Source organism: Bradyrhizobium symbiodeficiens, assembly GCF_002266465.3.
GTDB classification, from domain to species: domain Bacteria; phylum Pseudomonadota; class Alphaproteobacteria; order Rhizobiales; family Xanthobacteraceae; genus Bradyrhizobium; species Bradyrhizobium symbiodeficiens.
Genome location: NZ_CP029427.2, coordinates 767,246 through 793,182, shown reverse-complemented (window position 1 = coordinate 793,182; position 25,937 = coordinate 767,246). Strand labels below are relative to the sequence as shown.

The 25,937-nt window shown below is 65.1% G+C and carries 19 protein-coding genes and 1 pseudogene; 11 read left to right on the top strand and 9 right to left on the bottom strand.

Translation table 11 applies throughout. The features are described 5' to 3' along the window. Positions 1-132 precede the first annotated feature (132 nt). The 3 genes from CIT39_RS03635 to CIT39_RS03625 all read right to left on the bottom strand — a co-directional run bounded on the left by CIT39_RS03635 (position 133) and on the right by CIT39_RS03625 (position 3,674). The gene (locus tag CIT39_RS03635) at positions 133-1,341 is read right to left on the bottom strand and encodes an acetyl-CoA C-acetyltransferase (protein WP_094973351.1); all 1,209 of its coding nucleotides are present in this window, start codon (positions 1,339-1,341) and stop codon (positions 133-135) included. Between the two features lie 55 nt (positions 1,342-1,396). Further along, positions 1,397-3,187: an acyl-CoA dehydrogenase C-terminal domain-containing protein gene (locus CIT39_RS03630; RefSeq protein ID WP_094973352.1), complete on the bottom strand. Its 1,791-nt coding sequence runs from the start codon at positions 3,185-3,187 to the stop codon at positions 1,397-1,399. A gap of 103 nt (positions 3,188-3,290) precedes the next feature. Then, the gene (locus CIT39_RS03625) at positions 3,291-3,674 is read right to left on the bottom strand and encodes a nuclear transport factor 2-like protein (RefSeq protein WP_094973353.1); all 384 of its coding nucleotides are present in this window, start codon (positions 3,672-3,674) and stop codon (positions 3,291-3,293) included. Positions 3,675-3,871: 197 nt separating this feature from the next. Here CIT39_RS03625 and CIT39_RS03620 point away from each other — a divergent pair, with 197 nt between their 5' ends. The 6 genes and pseudogenes from CIT39_RS03620 to CIT39_RS03595 all read left to right on the top strand — a co-directional run bounded on the left by CIT39_RS03620 (position 3,872) and on the right by CIT39_RS03595 (position 11,265). Further along, positions 3,872-4,462, top strand: a complete 591-nt coding sequence (locus tag CIT39_RS03620; protein WP_094973523.1) for a PadR family transcriptional regulator — start codon at positions 3,872-3,874, stop codon at positions 4,460-4,462. Between the two features lie 87 nt (positions 4,463-4,549). Continuing rightward, a pseudogene (gene parS, locus CIT39_RS03615) lies at positions 4,550-5,024 on the top strand (type II RES/Xre toxin-antitoxin system antitoxin). Continuing rightward, on the top strand, positions 5,021-5,524 hold the full coding sequence (locus CIT39_RS03610) for an RES family NAD+ phosphorylase (RefSeq protein WP_094973355.1): 504 nt from the start codon (positions 5,021-5,023) through the stop codon (positions 5,522-5,524). The pseudogene parS and the gene CIT39_RS03610 overlap by 4 nt, the downstream one beginning before the upstream one ends. A gap of 243 nt (positions 5,525-5,767) precedes the next feature. Then, a complete protein-coding gene (locus CIT39_RS03605) occupies positions 5,768-9,238 on the top strand; it encodes a tetratricopeptide repeat protein (RefSeq protein WP_162308330.1) in 3,471 nt (1,156 codons plus the stop codon). A 342-nt stretch (positions 9,239-9,580) separates the two neighbouring features. Next, positions 9,581-10,498: a sulfite exporter TauE/SafE family protein gene (locus tag CIT39_RS03600; protein WP_094973357.1), complete on the top strand. Its 918-nt coding sequence runs from the start codon at positions 9,581-9,583 to the stop codon at positions 10,496-10,498. Continuing rightward, positions 10,498-11,265, top strand: coding sequence for a TIGR02186 family protein (locus CIT39_RS03595; protein WP_162308329.1), 768 nt, complete (start codon positions 10,498-10,500; stop codon positions 11,263-11,265). Before CIT39_RS03600 ends, CIT39_RS03595 begins: the two co-directional genes overlap by 1 nt. A 118-nt stretch (positions 11,266-11,383) precedes the next feature. On the opposite strand, the gene CIT39_RS03590 is transcribed toward CIT39_RS03595, so the two are convergent. After that, positions 11,384-12,292, bottom strand: a complete 909-nt coding sequence (locus CIT39_RS03590; protein ID WP_094973359.1) for a DMT family transporter — start codon at positions 12,290-12,292, stop codon at positions 11,384-11,386. A gap of 95 nt (positions 12,293-12,387) precedes the next feature. On the opposite strand from CIT39_RS03590, the gene CIT39_RS03585 reads away from it, so the two are divergent. From CIT39_RS03585 to CIT39_RS03575, 3 genes are all read left to right on the top strand, one after another. Next, complete coding sequence (locus tag CIT39_RS03585) at positions 12,388-13,251, top strand: LysR family transcriptional regulator (RefSeq protein WP_162307341.1); 864 nt, start codon at positions 12,388-12,390, stop codon at positions 13,249-13,251. Positions 13,252-13,474: 223 nt separating this feature from the next. Then, on the top strand, positions 13,475-15,991 hold the full coding sequence (locus tag CIT39_RS03580) for a glycogen/starch/alpha-glucan phosphorylase (protein WP_162308328.1): 2,517 nt from the start codon (positions 13,475-13,477) through the stop codon (positions 15,989-15,991). 95 nt (positions 15,992-16,086) lie between these two features. Further along, positions 16,087-16,902, top strand: a complete 816-nt coding sequence (locus tag CIT39_RS03575; RefSeq protein ID WP_094973360.1) for an acyl-CoA thioesterase — start codon at positions 16,087-16,089, stop codon at positions 16,900-16,902. 213 nt (positions 16,903-17,115) lie between these two features. Here the strand turns inward: CIT39_RS03575 and CIT39_RS03570 are convergent, their stop codons facing one another. From CIT39_RS03570 to CIT39_RS03555, 4 genes are all read right to left on the bottom strand, one after another. Further along, entirely contained in the window at positions 17,116-18,732 is a 1,617-nt protein-coding gene (locus CIT39_RS03570) for a phosphoenolpyruvate carboxykinase (RefSeq protein ID WP_094973361.1), read from the bottom strand. A gap of 285 nt (positions 18,733-19,017) precedes the next feature. Further along, positions 19,018-21,612, bottom strand: a complete 2,595-nt coding sequence (locus CIT39_RS03565; RefSeq protein ID WP_094973362.1) for a CHAT domain-containing tetratricopeptide repeat protein — start codon at positions 21,610-21,612, stop codon at positions 19,018-19,020. Between the two features lie 285 nt (positions 21,613-21,897). Further along, complete coding sequence (locus CIT39_RS03560) at positions 21,898-22,686, bottom strand: SDR family oxidoreductase (protein WP_094973363.1); 789 nt, start codon at positions 22,684-22,686, stop codon at positions 21,898-21,900. Continuing rightward, positions 22,683-23,012 (bottom strand): nuclear transport factor 2 family protein, encoded by a 330-nt coding sequence (locus tag CIT39_RS03555; protein WP_094973526.1) that lies wholly within the window; start codon positions 23,010-23,012, stop codon positions 22,683-22,685. Before CIT39_RS03555 ends, CIT39_RS03560 begins: the two co-directional genes overlap by 4 nt. A 129-nt stretch (positions 23,013-23,141) precedes the next feature. On the opposite strand from CIT39_RS03555, the gene CIT39_RS03550 reads away from it, so the two are divergent. After that, complete coding sequence (locus tag CIT39_RS03550; RefSeq protein WP_202975559.1) at positions 23,142-24,098, top strand: LysR family transcriptional regulator; 957 nt, start codon at positions 23,142-23,144, stop codon at positions 24,096-24,098. An 86-nt stretch (positions 24,099-24,184) separates the two neighbouring features. Here the strand turns inward: CIT39_RS03550 and CIT39_RS03545 are convergent, their stop codons facing one another. Further along, on the bottom strand, positions 24,185-24,922 hold the full coding sequence (locus CIT39_RS03545) for a HugZ family pyridoxamine 5'-phosphate oxidase (protein ID WP_094973364.1): 738 nt from the start codon (positions 24,920-24,922) through the stop codon (positions 24,185-24,187). Between the two features lie 240 nt (positions 24,923-25,162). Here CIT39_RS03545 and CIT39_RS03540 point away from each other — a divergent pair, with 240 nt between their 5' ends. Then, positions 25,163-25,864: a response regulator transcription factor gene (locus CIT39_RS03540; protein ID WP_008542552.1), complete on the top strand. Its 702-nt coding sequence runs from the start codon at positions 25,163-25,165 to the stop codon at positions 25,862-25,864. The last annotated feature ends 73 nt before the right edge of the window (positions 25,865-25,937 follow it).

Below are 25,937 nucleotides of genomic sequence, written 5' to 3'. Positions count from 1 at the left end.
CAGTGTTCGGCGCGGCGGTTGACTTGATATCTCGTAGGGTGGGCAAAGGCGCTCTTGCGCCGTGCCCACCATCATTCGCGAAAGACGGCAGTGGTGGGCACGCTTCGCTTTCCCCCACCCTACGGCAGCTCGTTACACCCGCTCGATGATGGTCGCCGTGCCCATGCCGCCGCCGATGCACAGCGTCACCAGGGCGGTCGACTTGTTGGTGCGCTCGAGCTCGTCGAGCACGGTACCGAGGATCATCGCGCCGGTCGCGCCGAGCGGATGGCCGAGCGCGATGGCGCCGCCATTGACGTTGATCTTGGCGTTGTCGATGTCGAAGGCCTGGATGTAGCGCAGCACGACCGAGGCGAAGGCCTCGTTGAGCTCGAACAGGTCGATGTCCGACTTCTTCATGCCGGAGCGCGCGAACAGTTTTTCGGTGACGTCGACCGGACCGGTCAGCATCATCGCCGGCTCCGAGCCGATGTTGGCGAACGCGCGGATTTTTGCGCGCGGCTTCAGGCCGAATTTGGCACCCGCGTCCTTGCTGCCGAGCAGCACGGCGCCGGCGCCGTCGACGATGCCCGACGAATTGCCGGCATGGTGCACGTAGTTGACCCGCTCGATCTCCGGGTGCGACTGGATCGCGACGCCGTCGAAGCCGCCCATCTGCGCCATCATCGTGAACGCGGGCTGCAGCTGCGCCAGCGACTGCATCGTCGTCGAAGGACGCATGTGCTCGTCCTTGGCGAGGATGGTGAGTCCGTTGATATCCTTCACCGGGACGATCGACTTGTCGAAGCGGCCTTCCTCCCAGGACTTCGCGGCGCGCTGCTGGCTCTGCACCGCATAGGCATCCACATCGTCGCGCGAGAAACCGTATTTGGTGGCGATCAGATCGGCCGAGACGCCCTGCGGCATGAAATAAGCGGGCACCGCCATCGAGGGATCCATCGGCCAGGCGCCGCCGGAGGCGCCGATGCCGACGCGGCTCATGGACTCGGCGCCGCCGCCGATCACGAGTTCGTGCTGGCCGCTCATCACCTGGGCTGCGGCGAAGTTCACGGCATCGAGGCCGGAGGCGCAGAAGCGGCTGATCTGCACGCCGGGCACGGCTTCGCCGAGACCTGCTTTCAGCGCCGCGAAGCGCGCGATGTCGGAGCCGGCTTCACCGACCGGATCGACCACGCCCAGGATGACGTCGTCGACGGAATCCTCGGGCAGATTGTTGCGGTCCTTCAGCGCCTTCAGCGGCACCGTCGCGAGCGCGAGCGCGGTGACTTCGTGCAGCGAACCGTCGGCCTTGCCGCGGCCACGGGGGGTGCGAACGTGGTCGTAGATGAATGCCTCAGGCATGACGCCCTCCTGATGTGATGTTCGATACGATTGGGAGCAGGCAGCGGAAGCAGGCTCAGAACGCTTCCGCCGGCAATTCCATGATGGTGGCGCAGCCGGCCTGGATGCACGCGAGATTGGCGGCGGTCTCCGGCAGCATCCGCTCCATGAAGAAACGGCCGGTGACGAGCTTGGTGGAGAGATAGGGCGTCGCCCCGCTCTCGGCAATCTTGGCATTCGTCACCTTGGCCATCTTGGCCCACATGTAGCCGAGCGCGACGAAGCCGAAGAGATGCAGGTAATCGGTTGCGGCAGCGCCGGCATTGTCGGGCTTCGCCATCGCGTTCTGCATCAGCCAGGTGGTCGCCTGCTGGAGATGGCCGAGCGAGGTCGAGAGCGGGGTGATGAACGGCTTCAGTGCCTCGTCGCCGCCGTTCTCCTTGGCGAAGGCCATGACCTCGCCGAAGAAGGCCATGATAGCGCGGCCGCCGTCGCGCGGCAGCTTGCGGCCGACGAGGTCGAGCGCCTGGATACCGTTGGCGCCTTCATAGATCATGGCGATGCGCGCATCGCGCACGAACTGCTCCATGCCGTGCTCGGCAATGTAGCCGTGGCCGCCATACATTTGCTGCGCCTGCACCGCGTTGGCGAAGCCGTAATCGGTGAGGAAGCCCTTCAGCACCGGCGTCATCAGGCCCATGTGGTCGTCGGCGGCCTGGCGGTCCTTCGGGTCTTCGGAGCGGTGGGCGACGTCGCTCTTCAGCGCGGTCCACATCACGAAGGCGCGCGCGGCCTCGTTGAAGGCGCGGATCGAGAGCAGCGTGCGGCGCACGTCGGGATGCACGATGATCGGGTCGGCCTGCTTGTCGGGCGCCTTCACGCCGGTGAGCGAGCGGCCCTGGATGCGCTCGCGGGCATAGGCGACCGCGTTCTGATAGGCGACCTCGGACTGCGCGAGACCCTGCACGGCGACGCCGAGCCTCGCCTCGTTCATCATCACGAACATGCCCTGCATGCCCTTGTTCTCTTCGCCGATCAGCCAGCCGGTGGCGCTGTCGTAGTTCATCACGCAGGTCGAATTGCCGTGGATGCCCATCTTGTGCTCGATCGAGCCGCAGACGACGCCGTTGCGGGCACCGACTGTGCCATCCGGATTCACAAGGAACTTGGGCACCACGAACAGCGACACGCCCTTGATGCCGGCGGGTGCGCCCTCGATGCGCGCGAGCACGAGGTGGATGATGTTGGGGGCGAGGTCATGCTCGCCGGCGGAGATGAAGATCTTGGTGCCCGTGATCTTGAAGCTGCCGTCGGCCTGCCGCACCGCCTTGGTGCGGAGCATGCCGAGATCGGTGCCGCAATGCGGCTCGGTCAGGTTCATGGTGCCGGTCCATTCGCCGGCGACCATCTTCGGCACGTAGGTCTGCTTCTGCTCGGGCGTGCCATGAACGATCAGCGCCGCGGTCGCGCCCATGGTGAGACCGCCATACATCGAGAACGCCATGTTGGCGGAGATCTGGAATTCGTTGACCGCCTGCGAGAGCGTCACCGGCAGGCCCTGGCCGCCGAACTCGGTCGGCGCCGACAGACCGAGCCAGCCGCCCTCCGCGACCTGCTTGAACGCTTCCTTGAAGCCCTTCGGCGTGGTGACGCTGCCGTCATCGGCGCGCTTGCAGCCTTCGAGATCGCCCACGCGATTGAGCGGCTGCAGCACCTCTTCGGCGAGCTTGGCAGCTTCGCCCAGAATGGCTTCGCGCACGTCGCTCGACGCGTCGGAGAAGCCGGCCAGATTGTCGTAGCGGTCGATCTGGAAGACGTCGTTGAGCAGGAAGTTCACGTCTTCGACGGGGGCTTTGTAGATCGGCATTGCGGTCTCCCGGCATGGGCTTGAAGTGGTGGAATTCTCTGAACGATCCCTGCGGCGCAGCTTCATCCGCGAGCTTAGCGGGTTCTACAACCTCGGGGCAGGGTCATGATTGGGCGGCCAGCTGCTCTGCCATCAGACGGTGCAGCATGTTGATCGCCTTGAGCGGACGCACCATCACCTTGAAATTCGTGATGTGTCCCTCGGCATCGAAGCTGATGATGTCGACGCCATTGATCTCGATACCGTCGATCATGGTCTTGAATTCGAGCACGGCGCCGCGCTCGCTGGTCCACTCACCGACATAGGTGAATCCGGGACCGCCGAGCACCTTCTCGGCGCTGGAGAGGTATTTGAAGGTGATGTCGCGCCCGCGCTGCGGCGAATGCACGACGGGACTTTCGAAGACGGCGTCGGGATGCAGGAGGTCCCAGAGCGCGGCGCGATCATGAGACTTCATGTAGCCGTACCAGGAGTCGAGACCGGTCATTCTCGGGTGCCTCCCTCAAGGCCTTATAAAAAATGCGAAAACAACCCCATGCACAGTAGCGAGCTGATTGATTTCGTTGAGCTTTCACAGGCCGGATTTTGAGGCCGCCCCGCATACTCCATATGCACATTGACGCATATGCGCCAATGCGCATAAAGTCAAGCGAGTTGGTCGAGGTCGAAGAAGGAGGGCCGGTCATGGCACTGGGCGACGCAATCCTCGCATGCCTGACGGAACGCCCGATGACGGGCTACGAACTCGCCAAGACATTCGACTCCTCGATCGGCTTCTTCTGGAAGGCCGACCACCAGCAGATCTACCGGGAACTCTCCAAGCTACGCGACCGCGGCCACATCCAGGGACGCGAGGTCGTGCAAACAGGCAAGCCCAACAAGCTGGTTTATACGCTTACTCCGGAGGGCAGAACAGCGCTGCGGCACTGGGCCGCGCGGCCAAGCACGCCGGCCTCGACCAAGGACGACCTCCTGGTCCGCCTCCATGCGCTCGACAGCATCGACATCGAGCCGCTGCGCACCGATTTGATGGCCCGCCTGGAACACCACCGCGACCGCCACGCCAATTACGAGCGCATCCTGAAGAAGCGCTTCCCGGAGGGAACGGCGGAGGGCCGGCTTGATCTCGGAAACCTGCTCCTGCTCCGCTTGGGCGCCCGGCATGAGCAGATGGTGGCCGACTTCTGCGAAGAGACGCTCGATGCGCTGTCGGCGATGAGCGGCAAGGCCACGGTGGTGCCGCTGGAAGACGGCAAGCGCGAGGGGAAGGGTTGAGTTCGGCCCGCGGCGGCCATCTGCCCGTGCCCTTGAAAGTCTGGGCGCCACCTGTCATCTTACAAACGACAAGTGGCGAGATTGCTTATGAACGAACTTGCTCAATCCCCCGACGTTGCCAGGTTGGCAGCGGTCGCCCGACTTCTTGGAGGGACCTCCACCTTTCGAAAGATGCCCCGGAGTCCGCTGGAGGCTCACGAACTTCTCCTGAATGGTCTTCCGTCCAAGGCGCTGGTGTATCTGGTCGCAAATTTCGCGTTTTCTCCGCTGGGACGATTCGTTCGCGCGAGCGATCGGAATGAGCCATCGAACTTACCAGCGCCATACGGCCGAAGACATTCGGCAGCTCAGCCCCGAGCAGAGCGGCCGCGCATGGAAGCTTGCAGAGATATTGGCGAAGGCGACTTCGATTTTCGGATCAAAGGAGGAGGCCGAGCAGTGGCTGGAGCGTCCGGCCATAGGCCTCGATCAACGCAAACCGATCGACCTGCTGGCGACGCCAGCCGGCGTTGAACTGGTCGAAGACTTTTTGGCACGGCTCGAATACGGCGTTTACGCGTGACACCGCTTCCCGCCGCGCTCGGAGGCTCCGAGCTGGTGGCCTGGCGTCTTGATCAATCCAAATTCTCAGCGACTTGGGACAGTGGCGAAGGCGCCTTTCTCGTCGGCGGTCGCTGGAACAGCAGAGGCGTTCGTGCGGTATATTGCTCGATCGATCCTGCAACAGCGATTCTGGAGGTCGCCGTCCATAAGGGCTTTCGGGCTCTGGACATAGTGCCCCATGTGATCACGTCGGCCACCATTGATCCGGCCGGTGTCTTCGTGGTTGCGCCCGACACGATTCCAAATCCCAATTGGCTGAGACTGGGCCTACCAAGTGCCGGCCAGCAGGCATTCGGGGATGGCTTGCTGGCGACACACAGGTTCGTTGTGATTCCGAGCGTGGTTTCGACGGCGAGCTGGAACCTGATCTTCACCGCGTCCAACGCTGCCGGTTCCTACAGCATGAGATCGCAGGAGCCGTTTGCCCTGGACACCCGCTTGCATCCGCCGGGGCGCTAGGTGCGCTGTCGGCAATGAGGGGGCAAGGTGTCGGCGCGGAGGAGATAGCGCACCTGTCCGGTGGTTTCCCCGCCCAACTTTAAGACACCGGCGACGCGTTCCTTAACCCGTTATTTACCGTAACGGACAAAAGTCGGTTTTCGAGGCAGACGACCCGCGCCAAATCCGATTGTCTTGCAACCGGCACGCGTGGGGAGACTGGAGGCGCCGGGTGGGGCGCCGGAGTCGGAACCGGACAGAGTCATGAATTCGCGCGTATCGTGGAGTGTTGACGGCATCGATCCATCCGTCAGGGAGCGGGCCGAAGCTGCTGCGCGTCGTGCCGGCATGTCACTCAACGATTGGCTGAACTCCACCCTCGGCGAGACTGCTCCCCCGAACTTTCGCGAACCTTACGACCAGCGTCCGCAAGCTCCGCCCGCTCCGAGCCAGGAGAGCCGCGAAGTCGCCGACATCCACCAGCGGCTCGACGCGATCACCCAGCAGATCGAACGGATCTCCAAGCCCGCGCAGCGCAGGGATACTTCACGACAAGATTCGTCGCGGCAGGACCCTTCGCGGCCAGACGTCGCGCGCGAGCAGGGCGTTGCGCGCCAGCTCAACGATGCGATCTCGCGGCTCGATGCACGGCTGTCGCAAATCTCGAGGCCGCAGCAGCCTCAACCGCAGCAACCTCCGGCTCCGCGCCCCGCGCCGGCCGATACGCGCCAGCGCCAGGCCGATGCGGTCGAGCGTGCGGCAGCGCAGGTCTATCGCAACGCCCCGCCCCTGAGCCCCGCTTCGTTCGACGTCGCCGTCGCCGAGATCACCGCGCGACAGAGCGAGCTCGACGGCTTCACGCCGCGGCAAATGCCGCCGCGTGCCGCGCCCTCGATTGCGCCCAATGCAACTCCCTGGGCCGCTCCTTTCGCACCCCCGATGGCGCCGCCCGCGCCTGCCTATGCTCCGCCGCCACCGCAGCCGGGGCCGGATTTTTCCGCACTCGAGCGCCATCTGCTCAAGATCACGAGCCAGATCGAGTCGCTGCAGCGTCCCGACAATACCGAGCAGGCGATCAACGCGTTCCGCAGCGAGCTTGCCGAGATCCGCAATGCCATCACCGAGGCGATGCCGCGGCGCGCGATCGAGTCGATCGAGAACGAGATCCGCTCGCTGCACCGGCGGATCGACGAGACACGTTCCAACGGCACCGACGGCCAGGTGCTGTCGGGCATCGAGCACGCGCTGTCCGACATCAAGCAGGTGCTGCGCACGCTGACGCCGGCGGAGCAGCTCACCGGCTATGACGAGGCGATCCGCAATCTCGGCGCCAAGCTCGACCTGATCCTGCGCGCCAATGACGATCCCTCGACGGTGCATCAGCTCGAAAGCGCGATCGCAGCGCTGCGGGGCATCGTCTCCAACGTCGCCTCCAACGAAGCGCTGGCACGCCTGTCCGAAGACGTGCAGCTGCTGTCGTCCAAGGTCGACCAGGTCACCCGCGCCTCCGGCCAGGGCGACAGCTTTGCGGTGCTGGAGCAGCGCATTGCGGCGCTCACCGCGGCGCTGGAAACGCGCGAGCGGCCGCAAGCCACCGAGAGCACCGAGCACCTGGAATCCGCGATCCGCGCGCTGTCGGACCGTTTCGACCGCATGCAGGTCGGCAACGATTCGGCCTCGACCTTTGCCCATCTCGAACAGCGCGTCTCGTATCTGCTGGAGCGGATCGAAGCCGCCGCCGATCCGCGCAACGGCAATTTGAGCCGCGTCGAGGACGGGCTGCACGACATCCTCAGGCACCTCGAGCGACAGCAGGCGACCTATTCTGCGCTGGCCGAGAGCCGCAGCTCCGCGGCCCCGGACGATTCCGGAATGGTCGATCTGGTCAGGCGCGAGCTGTCGGACATCCGCTTCAGCCAGACCGAGACCAACCGCAGCACCCAGGATTCGCTCGACGCCGTCCACAGCGCGCTCGGCCATGTCGTCGACCGCCTCTCGATGATCGAGGGCGATCTGCGCGCGGTGCGCACCGCGCCGCCGGCCCCTGCGCCGCAGCCGATGCCGATGGCCGCGCCCATGGAGCCCGCGCCGCCGATGGCGCGTGAGCCGCGGCCGCAAGCCCAGCAGCCGAAATACGATCCCAAGCCCGAGCTGCCGAACCCCGCCGCGCAGCAACAGGCCCAAAGCGCATTCGCTCAAGCCGCCTTTTCCGCCGCTCCGCGTGAATTCCATGCCGCTGCCCCCGCCTCGCCGCCGCCGGTGCCATCGGCACCACCGGTGCCGCCGCGCGCGATCAGCGAGATCCTGGAGCCGCACACGGTGCCCGCGCGCGCCGCGCTCGCGCCGGAATTGCCGCCGGATCATCCGCTCGAGCCGGGCACACGGCCGGGTGGGCGCGTTGCCACGCCGTCGGAACGCATCGCCGCCTCCGAAAGCGCGATCAGCGACATTCCCGCTGCTGCGAAAGAGCCGGTATCGTCGTCGAGCTTCATCGCGGCCGCCCGCCGCGCCGCTCAAGCCGCCGCCGCACAGCCGGAAGCGCCGGCGCGCGGTGCCAAGGGTGGTGCCAAGGCCGGCGCCGATCGCGCCAAGGACAAGGACGGCAGCTCGACCATCACCTCGAAGATCCGCTCGCTGCTGGTCGGCGCGAGCGTGGTCGTCATCGTGCTCGGCACCTTCAAGATGGCGATGAACCTGCTCGAGGGCAGCCCGCCGCCGACGCCGCAGGCCATGGACAATACGTTGAGCGAGCCGGCGCCGCAGGCTCCGCCGCCGCCGGTGATCGAGAACAAGCCCGCCACGCCCGAGCAGGTCACGCCATCGATGACCTCGCCGACGCCGATCGGACGGCAATCCCAGAACAACGCCGCGCCGGCTGCTCCTGCCGCCAGCTCAGCTTCGGTTGAGATTCCATCGGCGCCCGCCGCGGCCGTGCCGCCGCCTGCCGCGAGCAGCGACGTCACCGGCGCGCTGTCGGGCACGAGCCGCGCCAAGCTCGGCATGATCCAGGTGCCGCCGAGCGAAAAACTGCCTGACGGCATCGGCGGCCCGCTGCTGCGCACCGCCGCGATGAAGGGCGATGCGACCGCGGCCTACGAAATCGGCCTGCGCTTTGCCGAAGGCAAGGGTGTTGCCACGAATTACGACGAAGCTGCGAAATGGTATGACCGCGCGGCGCAGGCCGGCGTGATCCCCGCGACCTTCCGCCTCGGCACGCTCTACGAGAAGGGCCTCGGCGTGAAGAAGGACGCCGACATCGCCCGCCGCTACTACACCCAGGCTGCCGAGCGCGGCAACGCCAAGGCGATGCACAATCTCGCGGTACTCGACGCCGACGGCGGTGGACGCGGCGCCAACTACAAGAGCGCGGCGCAGTGGTTCCGCAAGGCCGCCGATCGCGGCGTCGCCGACAGCCAGTTCAACCTCGGCATCCTCTATGCCCGGGGCATCGGCGTGGAGCAGAACCTCGCCGAATCCTACAAATGGTTCAGCCTCGCCGCCGCGCTGGGCGACACCGACGCATCCGGCAAGCGCGACGACGTCGCCAAGCGCCTCGACCCGCAATCGCTCGCGGCCGCCAAGCTCGCGATCCAGACCTTCAGCGCCGAGCCGCAGCCCGCCGATGCCGTCAACGTCACGGCGCCCGCCGGCGGCTGGGACAGCGCACCGCAGGCAAGCGCAAAACCGGCACCGAAGGCGGTCGCAGCTAAGCGCTCGGCTTCGGCGGCGCATTAAGCTTTAGATCGAACGAAACGAGCCGCGCGCTCGGTGCACCTCTCCCGCTTGCGGGGGAGGTCGACGCGCGAAGCGCGGCGGGTGGGGATTCTCTCCTCTTGGGTGTCCCAATGCTGAGATACCCTTTCCCCAGCCCTCCCCCCGCAGGCGGGGGAGGGAGCGCACCGCCGGTGTCGCAAAGATCGAGTCTCCTTTTCCTCTCCGCTTAACGCATTCACCACGCCCGAAATTCCGGGTCCCTCCCCGCTCCAAATTCCGCTATTGAGAGGCGCGGCAAACGTCCCGACCGTCCGGCGGGCATTTTGCGCCAGTTGATCAGTCTCGCCGGAGCGTGGTCCTTCGATGCAGCTCTATCTTCCGATCGCCGATCTTCCCGTCAATGTCTTCCTGGTGCTGGCGATGGGCGCCGCGGTCGGCTTCGTCTCGGGCATGTTCGGGATCGGCGGCGGCTTCCTGATGACGCCGCTTCTGATCTTCATCGGCATCACGCCGGCGGTGGCGGTCGCCTCGGTCGCGAGCCATATCGCGGCTTCCTCGTTTTCCGGCGCGCTGTCTTATTGGCGGCGGCGCGCGATCGATCCGGCGCTGGCGGGCGTGTTGCTCTGCGGCGGCATCACCGGCACGGCGCTCGGGGTGTGGACCTTCACGCAGCTGCGCGCGCTCGGCCAGCTCGACCTGATGATCGCACTCTCTTACGTGGTGCTGCTCACCACGGTCGGCAGCCTGATGTTCTCGGAAGGCCTGCGCGCCCTGATGCGAACCCGGCGCGGCGCGCTGCCGCCGCGCCGCACGCACAACTGGATCCACGGCCTGCCGCTGAAGATGCGGTTCAAGCGCTCGAAGATCTATCTGTCGGTCATCCCCGTGGTGGTCGTCGGCATCATGATCGGCTTCATCGGCGCCATCATGGGCATCGGCGGCGGCTTCATTCTGGTGCCGATCATGATCTATCTCTTGCGGGTGCCGACCTCGACCGTGATCGGGACCTCGATGGTGCTGACGCTGGTCACGATGCTGTTCGCGACCATGCTGCATGCGGTGACCAATCACCTCGTCGACGCCGTGCTGGCGCTGATCCTGATGGTCGGCGGCGTCACCGGCGCGCAGTTCGGCGTCCGTGCCGGGCAGAAGATCCGCGGCGAACAGCTGCGGCTGCTGCTCGGCCTTCTGATCCTCTCGGTTGGAATTCGCTTCGCAATCGAGCTGGTGATCCAGCCCGCGGACCTCTTCACCATCCGCGAGGTAGGGGGCAGCAGCTGATGCGCACGCTCTTCGCAGCGCTTCTCATCCTCATGCTCGGCTCGGTGGCGCGGGCCGAGCGGCTGATCGTGTCGGTTTCCAACCACCGCGTCACGGTGACCCCGAACTATTCCGGCGAGGAGCTGGTGCTGTTCGGCTCGGTCGAGAAGGACAGCACGACGCCCGCCGATCGCACGGCCTACGATCTCGTCGTCACCGTGATGGGCCCGCGCGCCGACATGGTGACGCGGCGGAAGGAACGCACCTTCGGCATCTGGATCAACACCGATTATCGCCAATTCCTGCAGGTGCCGAGCTATCTGGCGCTGTTCGCCAACCGCTCCTTCGACGCGATCACCTCGCCCGAGATCGCGCGGCGCCAGCAGATCGGGCTGAACAACGTGCTGCTGACGCAGCGGGTCAGCGGCGACTTTGCCGACGTGGTGCCGAACGACGCATTCCGCTCGGCCTTCATCCGCCTGCGCACCCAGCGCGGGCTCTATCGCGAGGATCCGAGTGCCGTCACGTTCCTGACGCCGACCCTGTTCCGCACCGGCATCCCGCTGCCGGCGGAGGTGCCGATCGGGACCTACGAGGTCGAGATCAGACTGTTTGCGAACGGCGCGTTCATCGGCAAGACCGAGACCGCGTTCGAGATCGTCAAGGTCGGCTTCGAGCAGTTCGTCGCGACGACCGCGCGGCAGAACGGGCTGATCTACGGCCTCGTCACCGCCGCGATGGCGCTGATGACGGGATGGATGGCGTCGATCGTTTTCCGGAAGGATTGAGAGACGCGTACTGCCTTCCCACCGTCATGCCCGGGCTTGTCCCGGGCATCCACGTTCTTGCGCGCGGCGACGAAGACGTGGATGGCCGGGTCAAGCCCGGCCATGACGAACAGAAAACTTACGCCACCGCCTTCGCCGGCCGCGTCACCAGATAGATGCCGAGCGCGACCGGGATGATGCCGAGGAGGTCACGGGCCTCGACGTGCTCGCCAAGGACCAAGTACGCGAACAGCATGCCGAGCGGCGGCATCAGGAAATGGTAGGCGCTGGCGGCGGTGGCGCCGCACACTTTCAGGAGATGGAACCAGAGCCAGTAGGCGAGGATCGAGCCACCGAGCACGAGGAACGCGAAGGCACCGATCAGGCCCGGCGTGACGTCGATTGCGTGGATGTCGGCAAAGGTGAACGCGACCGGCGTCAGTACGATGCCGGCAGCCAAGTTCTGCACGCCATTGCCGATCCACAAGGAGCCTTTCGGCGCCAGCAGCTTGAACAGGATGGTGCCGGCGACGAGCGAGGCGAGCGAAGCCAGCGTGAAGACGATGCCGTGCAGGGAATCCGTGCCGACCGACAGCCGATGCCAGACGATCAGCGTCACGCCGGTGATGCCGAGCAGCAGGCCGCCGGCCTTGCGCCAGGTCATGCCCTCGCCGAGCAGCAGCGCGGCGAGCGCTGCGGTGAAGACCGGATTGGCCGAGACGATCAGGCCGCCGAGGCCGGCGGAGACCGATTGCAGGCCGGTGTAGCCGAGGCCGAGATAGAGCGCGTTGTTGGCAATCCCGAGCACCGCGAAGATCGCGGCGTCGCGCCACGACAACGACCAGCCGCCGCGGATCAGCGTGGCGCCCAGGATCAAGATGCCGGCGAGCGAGAAGCGCGCGGCGAGCAGGATCAGCGGCGGGCAATGGGTGACGCCGATCTTGCCGGCGACGAAGGCGTAGCTCCAGAGCAGGCAGAACAGGCCGATAGCGAGCGGCAACGTGCTGAAGCGGCTGTGGGGAACTGAAATCGAGGGGGCGAGCGACATGGGCATTCTCCTGAGCCTCGATCTAGGGACACCGCTTGTCATTTGGAAATTAAATGATTAACTCATCATCAGTTGATTTTCGAATGGAGGCCGCCATGCTCGATCTCGAGCTGCTGCGCAGCTTCGTCTCGGTGGTCGAGGCCGGCGGCTTCACCCGCGCCGGCGAGCGCGTCCACCGCACGCAGTCCACCGTCAGCCAGCAGATCAAGCGGCTGGAGGACGATATCGGCCAGGTGTTGCTGCATCGCGACGGCAAGAACGTGCGCCCGACCGAGGCCGGCGAGCGGCTGCTGTCTTATGCGCGGCGTCTGCTCTCGCTGGCCGAGGAGGCGCGCGACGTGCTGCGCCAGCCGGATGGCGAAGGCGCGATCCGGCTCGGCATCCCCGAGGATTTCGCGGCGTACCGGCTGACCAAATTACTGGGCGCGTTCTCGCGCTCGCATCCCGGCCTGCGGCTCGACGTGCGCGCCGACCAGAGCAAGCATCTGGCGCGCGATCTCGAACGCGGCGAGCTCGACCTTGCGCTGTTCAAGCGTGCGGCCGGCGAGAAGGGCGCGATCGCGGTGTGGCCGGAGCGCGTGCACTGGGTCACCAGCAAGAGCCATCCGGTCGACGTCCACGCCGCGTCGGTGCCGCTGATCGGCTTCCCGGCCGGCTGCCTCTACCGGGCCGGCGCGATCCACGCGCTGGAAAGCGTCGGCCGCGCCTGGCACATGGCCTATTCCTCGTCGAGCCTGTCAGGCATCCAGGCCGCGGTCGCCGCCGGCATGGGGCTGAGCATCCTGTCGGAGATGTCGATCCAGTCCGACCACCGCGTGCTGACGGCGAAGGACGGTTTTGCGCCGATCAACAAGACCGAGGTCGCGCTGATGGCCTCGCCGGATGCGAGCCCGGCAACGCTGCGGCTTGCGGATCGTCTCGCCGAATTTTGCGATGCGGTGCAGGCCAAGGCAGCGTGAAGCCGCTCAGCAGTTTCACAGACCATTCCTCCACACTGATGGCCGAATTGATCGGCAACCTAGCGCCGAATCCAGGTTTCTCCGTGCTCGCCCGGGTTCCCAAATCGGCCCGTTCCTTGCATAAATTTACGCCAGCGCAGTGCAAGGCCGCATCGGCGACAGTTCCGGTGCAGGGGCAAGACGCGTAAAGTTTAGTGGTGTGTTCGACCAGGAAGTGACGGCTTTGCAAGATCAATCGTTTCAGCCCAGTTTTCCCGCCCCCGGCCAGCCGATCGACGAACTCGCGCTGGCCGAGATCAAGGGCACGATCCTGGCGAAGCTGCGCCTTGCCATCGGCAAGGATGCGGGCATGGCGACCAAGCACGACTGGTACCAGGCCGCGGCACTGGCGCTGCGCGACCGTGTCGTGCATCGCTGGCTCACGGCCGAGAAGCACAGCTACGACGCGGGCCGCAAGCGCGTCTATTATCTCTCGCTCGAATTCCTGATCGGCCGTCTCTTCACCGACGCGCTCAACAACATGGGGCTGCTCAAGATCTTCGAGGTCGCGCTCGGCGATCTCGGCGTCTCGCTGCCGGAGCTGCGCAAATGCGAGCCGGATGCGGCGCTCGGCAATGGCGGCCTCGGGCGGCTTGCCGCCTGCTTCATGGAAAGCATGGCCACGCTGTCGATCCCAGCGATCGGCTATGGCATCCGCTATGATTACGGCCTGTTCCGTCAGATCATCAATCAGGGCTGGCAGCAGGAATATCCGGACGAATGGCTGAGCTTCGGCAATCCCTGGGAATTGCAGCGGCCCGAGGTGATCTACGACATCAATTTCGGCGGCGGCGTCGAGCATGTCGACGAAAAGGGCCGCGACCGCGCGATCTGGCATCCAGCCGAGACGGTGCAGGCGATCGCCTATGACACGCCGATCGTCGGCTGGCGCGGCCAGCACGTCAACGCGCTCCGCCTGTGGTCGGCGCGTTCGCCCGATCCGTTGAAGCTGGATGCCTTCAACAAGGGCGACTATGTCAGCGCCACCGCCGAGCAGTCGCGCGCGGAAGCGATCTGCAAATTCCTCTATCCGAATGACGAGAGCCCGGCGGGCCGCGAGCTGCGCCTGCGCCAGGAATATTTCTTCGTCTCGGCCTCGCTGCAGGATCTGATCAAGCGGCACCTTGCCTCCGACGGCCAGCTGCGCAGCCTGTCGAGCAAGGTCGCAGTGCAGCTCAACGACACCCATCCGAGCCTTGCCGTCACCGAGCTGATGCGCATCCTCGTCGATTTGCACAATTTCCGCTGGGACGAGGCCTGGAAGGTCACGGTCGCCACGCTCTCCTACACCAACCACACGCTGCTGCCCGAGGCGCTGGAGACCTGGCCGGTCGAGCTGTTCGAGCGGCTGCTGCCGCGGCACCTGGAGATCATCTACCGCATCAACGTGCAGCATCTGGCGCTGGCCGAAGCGCGCGCCCCCGGCGACATCGACTTCCGCGCCTCGGTTTCACTGATCGACGAGAAGAGCGGGCGCCGCGTGCGCATGGGCCAGCTCGCCTTCGTCGGCTCCCACCGCATCAACGGCGTCTCGGCAATGCATTCGGACCTGATGCGCGAGACCGTGTTCCACGACCTCAACCATCTCTATCCCGGCCGCATCACCAACAAGACCAACGGCATCACCTTCCGCCGCTGGCTGATGCTGGCGAACCCGAAGCTGACCGATCTGTTGCGCGAGACCTGCGGCGAGGCCGTGCTCGACGATCCCACCCAGCTCAGCCTGATCGAGGCGCGCGCCAGCGACGTCGAATTCCAGAAGAGGTTCCGCAGCGTCAAGCTTCACAACAAGACCGCGCTGGCGCGCCTGATCGGCGAACGGCTCGGCATCAAGGTCGACCCGACCGCGCTGTTCGACGTGCAGATCAAGCGCATCCACGAATACAAGCGCCAGCTTCTCAACATCATCGAGACCGTCGCGCTGTACCAGGCGATCAAGGACGATCCCAACGGCAATTGGGTGCCGCGGGTGAAGATCTTCGCGGGCAAGGCGGCGGCGAGCTATCGCTATGCCAAGCTGATCATCAAGCTGATCAACGACGTCGCGGAGGTCGTCAACAACGATCCCGCGATCGGCGGCAAGCTCAAGGTCGTATTCCTGCCGGACTACAATGTCAGCCTCGCCGAAGTGATCATTCCCGCGGCCGACCTGTCCGAGCAGATCTCGACCGCCGGCATGGAGGCGTCCGGCACCGGCAACATGAAGCTGTCACTGAACGGCGCCCTCACCATCGGCACGCTCGACGGCGCCAATATCGAGATTCGCGACCATGTCGGCGCGGAGAACATCGCGATCTTCGGGATGGAAGCCGGCGACGTGATGATCCGGCGCAAGCAGGGGCTGGACGCCTCCGACCTGATCCGCAACTCGCCGAAACTGCAGCGCGCCATCAACGCGATCGGCGCCGGCGAGTTCTCGCCCGGCGATCCCGGACGTTTCGAGTCGATCGCGCACGCGCTGCGCTATCTCGACCATTACATGGTCAGCGCCGATTTCGATTCCTATTACGAGGCGCAGCGCAGCGTCGATGCACGCTGGCTGGTCTCGCCCGCCTGGACCCGTGCCTCCATCCTCAACGTCGCGCGCATGGCCTGGTTCTCCTCGGACCGCACCATCCGCGAATATGCCGAGGAGATCTGGAACGTGCCGGTGAACCCCACCACGCCGCTGCTGCCCAATCTCCGCGACGCCGCCGGCTAATTTTTCCGCGGCGTGGAAGCGGCTACCCCCGAGGTAATTGCGCAAACCAGCGTCGAGCGTGATATGACGTCCGTCATTGGAAGCCGGATCAGACAATGCACGCCAAGCTTCCCCACCCCTTCGACGACGCCACCCGCGTCACCGCCGGCGACTCCAGCTGGCAGGGGCACACCAGCGACGATTACTGGGCCTTCGTCGGTCCGTTCGGCGGCGTCACCGCCGCGACGATCTTGCGCGCGCTGATCGAGCATCCGCAACGCGCCGGCGATCCGCTCGCGCTCACCGTCAATTATTGCGCGCCGATCGCCAAGGGGCCATTCGATCTCGACGTGCGGCTGGTGAAGGCCAACCGCTCCAGCCAGCACTGGAGCGTCGAGCTCAGCCAGGGCGGCGGCGAGGTCGCGACGCTCGCCACCGCCGTGTTCGCCGAGCGCCGGCCGTCCTGGGAGCACCGGGTGGCGCAATATCCCGATGCAAAGCCGTTCGAGGAGACGCTGCCGTTTCCGAACATCAAGGCGTCCTGGGCCAACCAATACGAATTCCGCTTCGTCGAGGGCGAGATGCGGATCGGCCCGCCGCAGGCCGAGCTCGCCAGCACCTATTCGAAGATCTGGATCAGCGATCGCGAGCCGCGCAAGCTCGACATGCCGTCGCTGATGTCGATGTCGGACGCCTTCTTCGGCCGCATCTTCCACGCGCGGCGCGAGCTGGTGCCGTTCGGCACGGTGTCGCTGACGACGTATTTCCACACCGACAGCGAAGCGCTCGCGACCGAGGACATCACGCGCGTGTTGGCGACGGCGGATTCAAAGATCATGCACAAGAGCTATGCCGATCAGAACGCCGAGCTGTGGTCACCGAACGGCCGGCTGCTCGCGACCACGACGCAGATCGCGTATTTCAAGGCATAGGCTCTTTCTTCCCCTCTCCCCTTGTGGGAGAGGGTGGCTCGCCGCGTAGCGGCGAGACGGGTGAGGGGTTCTCTCCGCGCGTCATTCTCCTTCGAACTTGCGGATAGAACCCCTCATCCGGCGCTTCGCGCCACCTTCTCCCACAAGGGGAGAAGGAAAACAAAAAGGGCGGCCTCACGGCCGCCCTTTTGTATTGAAGACAATGCGGAGAGCTTACTCCGCCGCGAGCTTCACGTCCGGAGCAGCAGCGCGAACCTCTGCGTCGACCTGGGCTTCGAACTTGGCAAAGTTCTTCTGGAACATGCCGACCAGCGCGCGGGCGGTCTTGTCGAATTCGTCCTTGTCCTTCCAGGTGTTGACCGGGTTGAGGATCTCGGACGGCACGCCGGGCAGCGCGGTCGGGACCGCGAAGCCGAAATATTTGTCAGTGCGGAATTCGACGTTGCGAAGCGAGCCGTCGAGCGCGGCGGTCAGCAGCGCGCGCGTCACCTTGATCGGCATGCGCGAGCCCGTGCCGTACTTGCCGCCGGTCCAGCCGGTGTTGACCAGCCAGCAGTCGACGTTGTGCTGGGCGATGAGGTCGCGCAGCATGTTGCCGTAGACGGAGGGATCGAGCGGCAGGAAGGGCGAGCCGAAGCAGGTCGAGAATTCCGGCTGCGGCTCGGAGCCCAAGCCGCGCTCGGTGCCGGCGACCTTGGCCGTGTAGCCGGACAGGAAGTGATACATCGCCTGCGCCGGCGAGAGCTTTGCGATCGGCGGCAGCACGCCGAAGGCGTCGGCGGCGAGCATCACCACGTTCTTCGGCTGCGGCGCGCGGCCGGTGCGCGAGGCGTTCGGGATGAAGTCGAGCGGATAGGCCGAACGCGTGTTCTCGGTCTTGGAGCCGTCGTCGAAATCCACCACGCGGGTATCCTCGTCGAGCACGCAATTCTCGAGCACCGCGCCGAAGCGCGTCGACGCTGCGTAGATCTCGGGCTCGGCTTCCTTCGATAGCTTGATGCACTTGGCGTAGCAGCCACCTTCGAAGTTGAAGACGCCGTTCGGGCCCCAGCCGTGCTCGTCGTCGCCGATCAGCGTGCGGTTGGGATCGGCCGACAGCGTGGTCTTGCCGGTGCCGGAGAGGCCGAAGAAGATCGCCGCGTCGCCCTTGGCGCCGACATTGGCCGAGCAATGCATCGGCATCACGCCGCGCTCGGGCAGATAATAGTTGAGCGTGGTGAAGACCGACTTCTTCATTTCGCCGGCGTAATAGGACCCGCCGATCAGAACGATCTTGCGGGCGAAATCGATCGCGACGACGTTCTCCGACTTGCAGCCGTGGCGCTTGGGATCGGCGCGGAAGCTCGGCATGTCGATGATGGTGAGCTCCGGGACGAAGGTCGACAGCTCGATCGCCTCGGGGCGGATCAGGAGCGTGCGGATGAACAGCGAGTGCCAGGCGAGTTCGGTGAAGACGCGCGTCTTGATCCGGTAGGCCGGGTCGGCGCCGCCGTAGAGATCCTGCGCGAACAGCTTCTTGCCTTCGGCGTGCTTGAGGAAGTCCTGATAGAGCGTCTCGAACTGCTCTGCGGTGATGGACTGGTTGCCGGCCCACCACATCTTCTTGTCGGTGGAGGCGTCACGCACCGTGAACTTGTCCTTCGGGCTGCGCCCGGTGAACTCGCCGGTGTCGGCGCAGAGCGCGCCGTCAGCGGACAGAACCGCCTCACCCGCAGCGAGCGAGTATTGATAGAGTTGCGGCGCACCGAGGTTCCAGTGAACCTGCTTGAGATTCTTTAAGCCGAATTTGTCGGCGCCGAAGGCACCGTTGCGCACGCCCGTCTCTTGCACGAAAAATCCTCCTAGAACCCGCGACATTCAGCGCGACCAAAACTTCGGCACCATCGCGGTCACCGTGATTTATAGGCCAACCGGCCTCGGTTGGACGACCTAATACTGATGAACGCTGGTGTTGCCAAGCCGATCCCGCAGGATTTGGTTTATTCAAGGACCGCGCCAAACGTCGCGCATGTCAGCTTTGAGCACCTGCACCAAAAAATCACGGATGATCGCGCAACCAAACACGAAATTCGGCGTTGATCAGGGTTTTTGCGACGCACAATTCCGGCTGCCGGCTTATCGTACCTCGCCTTCGCCAATCAGCGCGAACGGCCCCCACATCGCGGGATAGGCGTTGCGCGGTGACGAGGTGTCGTCGACAAACGTTAACATCGCGCGGCGCAAGGCTTCGGCACGACCGATTTTCGGGTCGTTCTTGAGCAACTCGAAAGTCGTTGTGGTGAGGCGGGTGGCGGCTTCCGAATCCACGGCCCAATGCGAGACCAGCAGCGCGCGGGCTCCTGCGTAGAAGAACGAGCGCGCCAATCCCGACAGCGCTTCGGCGCCGGGCTTGTCGCCGGCGATGGTGTTGCAGGCCGACAGCACCACCCAATCGGCGTTGAGCTTGAGCTGGGCCACCTCGCTTGCGGTCAGAAGACCGTCGTCGAGCTCCGACGGCCGATCGGGAATCGACAGCGCAAGCGAGGGCTCGCCCAGTCCCTTGACGTCGCCGGCAACGAGGCCATGGGTGGCAAAGTAGATGATGCCGTATTGAGCAAGCGCTGCACGCTTCAGCGTCGTTTCGCTGGCGTCGCGTCCGAGATGGATGTCGGCATCAGCAGCACCGACGTCTCTTGCCACCGCATTCAGCTCGTCGGCGGTGTCAGGCAGTTGCGGCAGCGCCTGCGCAAGCCGCGCGCGATCGACCCCGGCGCCGCGCCAGAAATCGGTATAGGCAATCGTCGCAATGCTGCGCGCCGCGACCCTGCCGCCAGCGGCGCGACGGTCGGCGGGTCCTTCGGCCGCGGGGTTGAAGACGGGATCGCCGAAGCCGGTCATCGGCTTCACGCCGTGATCCCTGCGGGCGAAGGCGCGCAGGGATTTCAGGCTGATCACCGAAGGCAGCACCGAGACGGCCTGACGCCGCAGCAGCCAGGCGGCGTCGCGATAACCTTCGAGCCGGTCCGGGATCGCAGCCTGCGGCCTCTCCGTCACCAGCAGATGAAACGGCAGGGCGGTCAGCGCCGCGGACGGCACGACCAGCAGACTGCGCTTGTTCTTCGTCAAGGCCTCGACCGGGCCGAGCAGCGCGACGTAGAGCTCGTTGGCGAGCGCGAGATCGAACAGCCCCGATTTGCCGGAGGCATCGCGCGCCTTGCCGACATCCAGCCCCCTGCGGAACGCCGACACCTTCCGCGCCATCGCGTCGGCGCCGAGCGGAATCTCCTTCCAGTCGGCGCCGTCGCGCGTGATCGCGATGACGTAGCTCTGCTTGTCGACGACGGAATAGATCACCATCGCCTCGTCGGCCGACAGCAGCGGCTGGATGTCCTTCACCGCCAGCGGCAGCGGATTGGAGAGCGAGGCGTAGTCGGGAAACTCCAGCGCGAGCGTCTTCTGCAGGCCCGCGCGCTCGTTCACAATCGTTGCAATCCGCGCGCGGCTGCGCTGCTCGGCCGCGACGTCGCGCTGCGCCGGCTGCTTCGACACCGCGGTGATGATTGCCTTGTCGAGCGCCTCGGCCTCGGCCGCGAGATCCTGATCCCGGCGCACCAGCTCGGCGAGCCGGTCGCTGCCGGCTGCCAATCGCACCGCGAGCTTGTTCACGGCAGAGGCGGCGGACGATTGCGTGCCGCGCTGGATCGCACCGAGCGCGTCGTCGAGCGCCTTGTCGTTCGCCAGCAGCGTTTGCTGCCGCGCGGCGAACAGAATCGGCAGCATGGTGCGCAGCTGCGCGCGGTTGGTGGCAAGCGTCTTCTGCGCAAACGGCAAGGCCTCGGCGGTGCGGCCCGACACCTGAAGGAAATATGCGAGATTGTTCGTCGAGGTCGCCACATCAGGGTGATCGGGTCCGAGCGCGTGTTCACGGATCGACAGGGCGCGGCGATAGAGCGGCTCGGCCTCGGCATAGCGCTGCTGGTGCTCGTAGAGCCCGGCGAGATTGTTGAGCGAGCGCGCCACGTCGGGATGATCCACCCCCAGCACCTTTTCGCGGATCGCGAGCGAGCGCTTGATCGGCGCTTCGGCATCGGCGTAGCGGTTGAGGTCGCGATCGACCTGGCCGATGTTGTTGAGAACGGTGGCAACCGCGGGATGCTCGGGCCCGGCGGCCTTCTGATAGATCGCGAGCGCACGCTGAAACAGCGGCTCGGCCTCGGCAAAATGCTCCTGCTTCACGTAGAGCGTGGCGAGATTGTTCAGAGCACGACCGACATCGGGATGCTCGCGCGACAGGCTCTTTTCGCTGACGGCCAGCGCGCGCTTGAACAGCGGCTCGGCTTCAGAGAAGCGGCTCTGCCGCTGATAGAGCGCCGCCAGATTGTTCAGGAGCGGCGCGATCTCGACGGTACCCTGACCGGTCCCCTTCTCCATCAACGCAATGGCCCGCTTGTAGAGTGGCTCGGCCTGATCGTCGTGGCCCTGGTCGGCTTTGATCTGCCCGAGATTGTTGAGCGCGGCGGCAAGATCGCGGTTGTTGCTGGTATTCTCGAGCGAGGTCACCATGGCCTGTGCCAGCGGCAGCGCCTCCGAATATTTGCCGGCGCTCCGCAACGCATTGATGCGCGCGCTCTGCGCTGACAGATCGCCCTTCTGAGCAAGGCCAGGCGCGGCAAGCGACGTAGTGATCGCGAGTGCCAGACCCGCGGCCAATGCCAAACGACGACGTGCCATGAATCCTCTCGCTGCGAGCCTCAATATCTTCCGTCTTGGGTCGCAGCGATGGGTCGTGACGTTCAAAACCTGGCGTTCCAGGGGGTACTCATAATCCGGTTGGGGCGCTCTCGGGCCTCCGCACCTCCTCAACAGCGGTACAAAACCGGCATCGCCTGACGTCGCTGATGGGCCAGAAGCGGACAGTCGCTCTGAAGCTGGAGAGCGGAGGTTGAGACAATCAGGCCATGGCATGCGGTTGTCCACGCCAGGCCAGCTCGGCCAAGCGTGAACGTGTCCCTTTGATCAGACAGTCGGTACGGTGCCGCCGTCGACAACGAACTCAGCGCCGTGAATTGAGGCGGCGCGATCCGAGGCCAAGTAGGCGATGACGTCGGCGACTTCATAAGGTTCGGCGCCACGACCAATGGCGATGCCGCCGAGGCCCTTCAGGACGAGCTGGCGCGCGTCCTCAAGCGTGCCGCCGTTAGAGTCCTGAATACGCTTCAGGAAGACATCGGTCCCCTCGGTCATGATCCATCCGGGAGAGACGACGTTGACCCGCACGCCCTTGGGACCGAGTTCCTTGGAGATGGACTTGCTGTAGGTCCGAAGCGCGGCCTTGGCGCTGGCGTAGGCGGTGGTCGCGTCGGGAAGCGGCAGGACCGACTGGATGGAGGTGACGTGCACCACCACGCCCGAGCCCCGTTCGATCATCTGAGGGATCAGCAGGCGGTCGAGGCGAACGGTCGCCAGAAGGTTCAGATTCAGTTCGGAGAGCCAATGGTCGTCCGTCAGGGCGACGAAGCCGCCGCCCGGAGTGGTGGAGCCGCCGAGCACGTGGGCGAGGATGTCGACGCCCCCCAGACGCTCTTGCGCCGCCTTGGCCAGGGCTTCGCCGCCCTCGGCCGTCGTCAGGTCCGCCTGGACGAACTCAACGCCATCGATGGGTTCCAAGGCTCCGCGGGCGGAGGTGATCACCCGGGCGCCGCCAGCCAGGAAGCGGTCGACGGTGGCACGCCCCAAGCCCTTGGTGCCCCCGCTGATGAGCACTCGCTTTCCTGCGAACTCGGTCGGATCGGCTTTGATAGTCATGCCGTGATCTCCAGGGCCTTGATGGCGTCGTCTTCGAGGGTGAAGCGGTATGTGAAGCGGATCGGGCTGCCCTTGAAGTCGCCATGGCCAGGGCCTTCGACGACGACCTGGCCGTCCTCGTGCCGGACGGTGTCCGGCGTGAAAATCGCCTTCGCCCCGACCACCGCTTCTTCAAGCAACGACCTGATTTCGGCGGCCCCCCGAAGAATGGCGCCGTTATCGCGGAGGACGGCCTCGGCGGCGAAGGGTGCCAGCATGCCGTCCACGTCCAGGCGGGCGTTGGCAGCTACATACGCAGCAATCGGGGATGGAAGTTCGAGCGTCATTGTTCTTGTCCTGTTTGCTCCGGTCGCAGCCGCGGCGGCTGCAAGTGTGGTTGCCAGCCGAAGATAGCGGTAGACAGATCGCGCGATAATCAGGACAATTCTGGATGTCTCATCACGAAAGGCGGGACAATCGTGCAAAGTGGCCTGACGGAATTAGACGCAGTTCTCATGGTCGCGCGCCGGGGCAAGTTTCGCACGGCTGCGCTTGAGCTCGGGGTTTCGACGACCGCGCTCAGCAATGCGGTGGGAAAGCTGGAACGCACGCTCGGCGTGCGGCTCTTCAACCGAACGACGCGAAGCGTCTCCTTGACGGAGGCAGGCCAACGGTTCGTCGCGCAGGTCGCTCCTGCCGTGCAGGACATTCATGAGGCGATGGAGGTTGCGCGCTCCCAACAGGCCACCCCTTCAGGCACGTTGCGCATCAACGCCTTTCCGACAGCGGCGCGGGAGATCTTCACTTCGCTCGTCCTACCGTTTCTGCGCGTGCATCCTCAGGTCCACATCGACATCGTCACAGAGGGTCGCCTGGTGGACATTGTCGCGGGCGGCTTCGACCTCGGCGTCCGTAGCTCAGACTTTGTGCCGGCCGACATGATCGCACTCCCATTGGGGGCCGCGCGGCGCAATGTGGTGGTGGGCACACCGAGCTATTTGAAAGCGCACGGGACGCCCCTGATCCCCCAGGATCTCGCTGAGCATTCCTGTCTCCGCGTCCGGCTTCCCGATGGTGCTATCTACCGCTGGCCGTTCGAGAAGGATGGACAATCGGTCCATATCGACGTTGAGGGCCCCATCACCCTCGACGAAGCGAGTCTCGCGCGCACCGCAGTCCTCGCGTCCGTAGGTCTGGTTTTAGCTATGGAGTCCGACGTGCGAGACGACATCGAGGCGGGCCGCCTTGTGCCCGTACTTGAAGATTGGACGCCCATTCTGGCGCCGTTGAGCCTCTACTATCCGAGCCGACGCAACCCGACCGCCGCGTTCAAGGCGTTCGTCGACTTCGCGCGGCTGCAAAGTGGAGCCGGCATTACCCTGACGCCGTCCATAGGTTCGGAAGCGCCGGTAACGGACATTCGACCGCAGTGAGTTCAACGTCGGTAGCAGTAATGCTCGGACCCACCAGAAACTTCCGCTCCGCGCTCAGTGCCACCGCAATTTCAGGAGCACACGCCCTAGTCGTCCACCTTCATGCGCGCTTCGCCGGCGAGACGGACCAGCATCTTGCGCAGCGACGTGCCGTCAGTGACCCGCTCCGGGAAATCCAGCCGCAGCGCGGTCTGGCCGTCCTGCATGTCGAGGCCTTCCGGATCGCAGCCGGTACAGCGCCAGTCACCCGCGGCAGCGCCAAGGAGCTTGGTCGCATAGAGGCCCATGGCGTCGCGATGATCGGCATTCATATGCGCGACAGCCCCCTCCTCCGCCGCCAGCAGATCCTCGGCGCCGGTGAGGTCGGTGAGAAACTGCGCGGGCTCGAGGTCGACGATCCGGCCGAAGCCGGCGACCAGATGGGTTGCCGTCGGGCGGATCCGGAAAAAGAAGAAATCCTTAAACGAAACAAAGCCTTCCGCCGACGGATGCGCATTGAGATACCGCCGCTGGAGCAAATCCTTGTCGGCATCAGCCCGCTCCGCCCGGCCGGACAGCATGATCCGGGCGCCCTCCAGCGGATCGCCCGCCGCCCGCTCGTCCAGCATCAGCGAGACCCTGCTATCGGCCAGGATGTTCCTCGTGTGCACGGCGAGGCCCGAGATCAGCAGGATGGGCGAGCCGTCGGGATGGCTGGCCAGATTGACCAGGGAACAATAAGGGTCGCCGCTGCCGGCCATAAGGGTTGCCAGCGCCCCCTGCCGCGATCGCCTCAGCAGGGATTTGGCGAGCGTTGCGGGGTCGAAATCAGGAGTCGGTTGCATCGGCTTTCTCGGATCAGGTGGTTGCAAGGGAGGCCTTTTTTCGGGTAAACGGGGGCCTGGTTATGGGTCGACATGCGGCGAATCTGCCGTGTTTCGTGGAACTTGGTCACACTTCAGCCCAGCTTGCATTGCTCGGTGACAAGGTTCGAACGCCAATTCGGCACCCATGTATGCGGCGCATCAGTGGATTGCTCGCCGTTTTAAGCCACGACCCAAACGGACAGCAGAAAGCAGAGGCTCATGCCCACAATCGCTTTGGTCGACGACGACCGCAACATTCTCACATCCGTCTCGATCGCGCTGGAAGCCGAAGGCTACCGCATCATGACCTACACCGACGGCGCTTCCGCGCTCGACGGTTTTCGCACCACCCAGCCCGATCTCGCCATCCTCGACATCAAGATGCCGCGCATGGACGGCATGGAGACGCTGCGCCGCCTCAGGCAGAAGTCCGACCTGCCGGTGATCTTCCTGACCTCCAAGGACGAGGAGATCGACGAGCTGTTCGGCCTCAAGATGGGCGCCGACGATTTCATCCGCAAACCGTTCTCGCAGCGCCTCCTGGTCGAGCGCGTCAAGGCGGTGCTGCGCCGCTCGGCGCCGAAGGATCCGACCGTCGCGCCCAAGGAGAACGACGCCAAGGCGCTCGACCGCGGCCTGCTCCGCATGGATCCGGAACGACATACCTGCACCTGGAAGAACGAGCCGGTGACGCTGACCGTCACCGAATTCCTGATCCTGCAGGCGCTGGCGACCCGGCCCGGCGTGGTGAAGAGCCGCAACGCCCTGATGGACGCCGCCTATGACGACCAGGTCTATGTCGACGACCGCACCATCGACAGCCACATCAAGCGGCTGCGCAAGAAGTTCAAGGTGGTCGACAACGAGTTCGAGATGATCGAGACGCTCTACGGCGTCGGCTACCGCTTCAAGGAAGCCTGAGGGCGCGAGGCGCCTTCACGAACGATTGAGAGCATCGCCGGTTCTGATTCCATCACGACCGGGATGGCTCTAG

Bases quoted from the DNA above. Each gene is read 5' to 3' on its own strand.
- CIT39_RS03635 (WP_094973351.1), bottom strand. From the start codon at position 1,341: ATGCCTGAGGCATTCATCTACGACCACGTTCGCACCCCCCGTGGCCGC.
- CIT39_RS03630 (WP_094973352.1), bottom strand. From the start codon at position 3,187: ATGCCGATCTACAAAGCCCCCGTCGAAGACGTGAACTTCCTGCTCAAC.
- CIT39_RS03625 (WP_094973353.1), bottom strand. From the start codon at position 3,674: ATGACCGGTCTCGACTCCTGGTACGGCTACATGAAGTCTCATGATCGC.
- CIT39_RS03620 (WP_094973523.1), top strand. From the start codon at position 3,872: ATGGCACTGGGCGACGCAATCCTCGCATGCCTGACGGAACGCCCGATG.
- CIT39_RS03605 (WP_162308330.1), top strand. From the start codon at position 5,768: ATGAATTCGCGCGTATCGTGGAGTGTTGACGGCATCGATCCATCCGTC.
- CIT39_RS03600 (WP_094973357.1), top strand. From the start codon at position 9,581: ATGCAGCTCTATCTTCCGATCGCCGATCTTCCCGTCAATGTCTTCCTG.
- CIT39_RS03595 (WP_162308329.1), top strand. From the start codon at position 10,498: ATGCGCACGCTCTTCGCAGCGCTTCTCATCCTCATGCTCGGCTCGGTG.
- CIT39_RS03590 (WP_094973359.1), bottom strand. From the start codon at position 12,292: ATGTCGCTCGCCCCCTCGATTTCAGTTCCCCACAGCCGCTTCAGCACG.
- CIT39_RS03585 (WP_162307341.1), top strand. From the start codon at position 12,388: ATGCTCGATCTCGAGCTGCTGCGCAGCTTCGTCTCGGTGGTCGAGGCC.
- CIT39_RS03575 (WP_094973360.1), top strand. From the start codon at position 16,087: ATGCACGCCAAGCTTCCCCACCCCTTCGACGACGCCACCCGCGTCACC.
- CIT39_RS03565 (WP_094973362.1), bottom strand. From the start codon at position 21,612: ATGGCACGTCGTCGTTTGGCATTGGCCGCGGGTCTGGCACTCGCGATC.
- CIT39_RS03560 (WP_094973363.1), bottom strand. From the start codon at position 22,686: ATGACTATCAAAGCCGATCCGACCGAGTTCGCAGGAAAGCGAGTGCTC.
- CIT39_RS03555 (WP_094973526.1), bottom strand. From the start codon at position 23,012: ATGACGCTCGAACTTCCATCCCCGATTGCTGCGTATGTAGCTGCCAAC.
- CIT39_RS03545 (WP_094973364.1), bottom strand. From the start codon at position 24,922: ATGCAACCGACTCCTGATTTCGACCCCGCAACGCTCGCCAAATCCCTG.
- CIT39_RS03540 (WP_008542552.1), top strand. From the start codon at position 25,163: ATGCCCACAATCGCTTTGGTCGACGACGACCGCAACATTCTCACATCC.